A 943-nucleotide genomic window follows, 5' to 3' on the forward strand; every position below is an offset into this window, starting at 1 on the left:
CACCCAACCGATTTCCGGTCTCCTGTTCGGCTGATCACCGGGGTTTCACCGACGGGAGCCCAAGTCGCGCCGCCGTGGTGATCGGTGCGGACCGAGGCCTCGTCCCCGAAGTAGACTGTGGCTCCGACCTGCCTCGCCTCAGCACGGATCTTCGGGAACTGTTCGGTCTTCCAGCGCATCACCTTTGCTTCGTCGCGCTGGGTCGCCTGCGTGGTGGGCCGTTGCGGGGACATTCCCCAGCGCCGCAGCATCCTTCCGACCGCCTGTTCAGTGATACTGATTCCGAACAGCCGTGCGATGAGGTCTCGTACAAGCCAGCGGGTCCACAGTTGGAAGTCGAACTGCATCTGGTCCGGGGTTTTGGTGCAGAGGATCGTGTAGATTTGGTCGGCCTGCTGGTCCGTCATTTTCTTTGGCCTTCCAGGAATCGGCTTGGCTCGCAGCGCCTCAATCCCGCCGTCGCGGTACTGCTGCGCCCACGAGAACACCGCCGCCCGGCTGAAGCCCAGTGCTTTTGCCAACTCGTCGGCGTTGGCGCCGTCGTCAACAATCTGGCGCGCCACGCGAATCCTGATTGTTTCCAGTGTTCCGTGGTCAATTTTCCGACCGTCGGGCTTCCGCATGCAATGATTAAATCATGCCGAGTTGCACTTTGTCCAGATACTTTCATTCCCCTTAGTACTACCAGGGCGTTCACCTCACCGAGGACGACCAAGACCATATCCGGGACGGCCTGCGTGCCGAGCTGGATCATCAGCACCAGCGCTCCGAGCCGGAGATCCAGTGGGCCAAGCGGCGCGTCACCGAGCTGGCCGAGGAGCGCCGGAGGCTGGCGCGGGGTGTGGTGTCCGGGGCCATCCCGGAAGACCTGGGCCGGGAGGAACAGGAGCGGATCGCCACTGAGCTGAAGAACGCGAAAGCCGTGCTGGGCGCGGCCCAGATG

The 943-nt window shown here is 63.0% G+C and carries 1 protein-coding gene; it reads right to left on the reverse strand.

Annotation, left to right across the window (positions count from 1 at the left end; translation table 11 throughout):
* A partial coding sequence (locus tag AC08ON_RS16155) for an IS630 family transposase (RefSeq protein WP_476617267.1) occupies window positions 1-563 on the reverse strand: 563 nt, incomplete at its 3' end.
* Window positions 564-943: the final 380 nt, after the last annotated feature.

It is taken from the genome of Frankia sp. CoWAU3 (assembly GCF_977971855.1).